The organism is Alcaligenes pakistanensis (genome assembly GCF_014652815.1).
Lineage (GTDB): Bacteria > Pseudomonadota > Gammaproteobacteria > Burkholderiales > Burkholderiaceae_B > Alcaligenes > Alcaligenes pakistanensis.
In genome coordinates this window covers 1-2,301 of record NZ_BMZN01000005.1, presented here as the reverse complement: position 1 = coordinate 2,301, position 2,301 = coordinate 1, and the positions used below count along the sequence as shown (strand labels likewise).

At 54.4% G+C, this 2,301-nt stretch carries 1 protein-coding gene; it reads left to right on the top strand.

Going from position 1 to position 2,301, the window contains the following annotated elements:
* Positions 1-2,301, top strand: a 2,301-nt coding sequence (locus IE156_RS15430) for an Ig-like domain-containing protein (RefSeq protein ID WP_189393547.1), incomplete at both ends; no start/stop codon positions are given.

The following is a 2,301-nucleotide window of genomic DNA, read 5'->3' as shown; positions in this document are numbered from 1 at the left end:
GGCAAAGAATATGAAACCACCGTTAACCCAGACGGCAAGACCTGGAACGTGGACGTTCCTGGTTCCGAACTGGTCAACAACGACAAGGTTGACGCTAAAGTCACGACGACGGACGAGGCTGGCAACGGCACTACAGTTACGACTGACCGTCCTTACGATGTAGACACAACACCTCCCGAAGCCGAGATCACCATCGACCCTATCACGGGCGACGATGTGATCAACAAGGGTGAGTCTGACGGCGACGTGACCATCACAGGTACCGTTGGTAAAGACGTTAAACCTGGCGACAAAGTCACGGTTACGGTTGGCGGCAAAGAATATGAAACCACCGTTAACCCAGACGGCAAGACCTGGAACGTGGACGTTCCTGGTTCCGAACTGGTCAACAACGACAAGGTTGACGCTAAAGTCACGACGACGGACGAGGCTGGCAACAGCACTACAGTTACGACTGACCGTCCTTACGGCATTGATACGGATCTGCCCGAAGCCGAGATCGCGATCAATGTGATCGCTGAAGATGACGTGATTAACAAGGCCGAATCGGAAGGTGATGTCACTATCACTGGTACGGTGGGTAAAGACGTTAAGGCTGGTGATACCGTGACCGTCACGGTCAACGGCAAGGACTACACGACCACGGTTAACGCTGACGGCAAGACCTGGAACGTGGATGTTCCTGGCTCTGAGCTGATCCAAGACACGAACGTGAAAGCCAAGGTTGAGACGGAAGACGCGGCAGGTAACCCTGCTTCGGCTGAGGCTGACCGTGACTACGGCATCGATACAGATCTGCCCGAAGCCGAGATCGCGATCAATGTGATTGCTGAAGATGACGTGATCAACAAGGCCGAATCGGAAGGTGATGTCACTATCACTGGTACGGTGGGTAAAGACGTGAAGGCTGGTGACACGGTCACGGTGACCGTGAACGGTAAGGACTACACCACGACCGTTAACGCTGACGGTAAGACCTGGAACGTGGATGTTCCTGGCTCTGAGTTGATCCAAGACACGAACGTTAAAGCCAAGGTTGAGACCGAAGACGCAGCGGGTAACCCTGCCAGCGCTGAAGCTGACCGTGATTACGGCATTGACACCACGCTGCCCGAAGCTGAGATCGCGATCAATGTGATCGCTGAAGACGACGTGATCAACAAGGCCGAATCGGAAGGTGATGTCACTATCACTGGTACGGTGGGTAAAGACGTTAAGGCTGGCGACACGGTCACGGTAACCGTGAACGGTAAGGACTACACGACCACGGTTAACGCTGATGGTAAGACCTGGAACGTGGATGTTCCTGGCTCTGAGTTGATCCAAGACACGAACGTTAAAGCCAAGGTTGAGACCGAAGACGCAGCGGGTAACCCTGCTTCGGCTGAAGCTGACCGTGACTACGGCATTGACACCACGCTGCCCGAAGCCGAGATCGCGATCAATGTGATCGCTGACGATGACGTGATCAATAAGGCCGAATCGGAAGGTGATGTCACTATCACTGGTACGGTGGGTAAAGACGTGAAGGCTGGTGACACGGTCACGGTAACCGTGAACGGTAAGGACTACACGACCACGGTTAACGCTGATGGTAAGACCTGGAACGTGGATGTTCCTGGCTCTGAGTTGATCCAAGACACGAACGTTAAAGCCAAGGTTGAGACCGAAGACGCAGCGGGTAACCCTGCTTCGGCTGAAGCTGACCGTGACTACGGCATTGACACCACGCTGCCCGAAGCCGAGATCGCGATCAATGTGATCGCTGACGATGACGTGATCAATAAGGCCGAATCGGAAGGTGATGTCACTATCACTGGTACGGTGGGTAAAGACGTGAAGGCTGGTGACACGGTCACGGTAACCGTGAACGGTAAGGACTACACCACGACCGTTAACGCTGACGGCAAGACCTGGAACGTAGACGTTCCTGGCTCTGAGTTGATCCAAGACACGAACGTTAAAGCCAAGGTTGAGACCGAAGACGCCGCTGGCAACCCAGCCAGCGCTGAAGCTGACCGTGACTACGGCATTGACACCACGCTGCCCGAAGCCGAGATCGCGATCAATGTGATCGCTGAAGACGACGTGATCAACAAGGCTGAGTCTGAGTCCGACGTGACCATTACCGGTACCGTTGGCAAGGATGTGAAGGCTGGTGACACGGTCACGGTAACCGTGAACGGTAAGGACTACACCACGACCGTTAACGCTGACGGCAAGACCTGGAACGTAGACGTTCCTGGCTCTGAGCTGATTCAAGACACGAACGTTAAAGCCAAGGTTGAGACTGAAGACGCG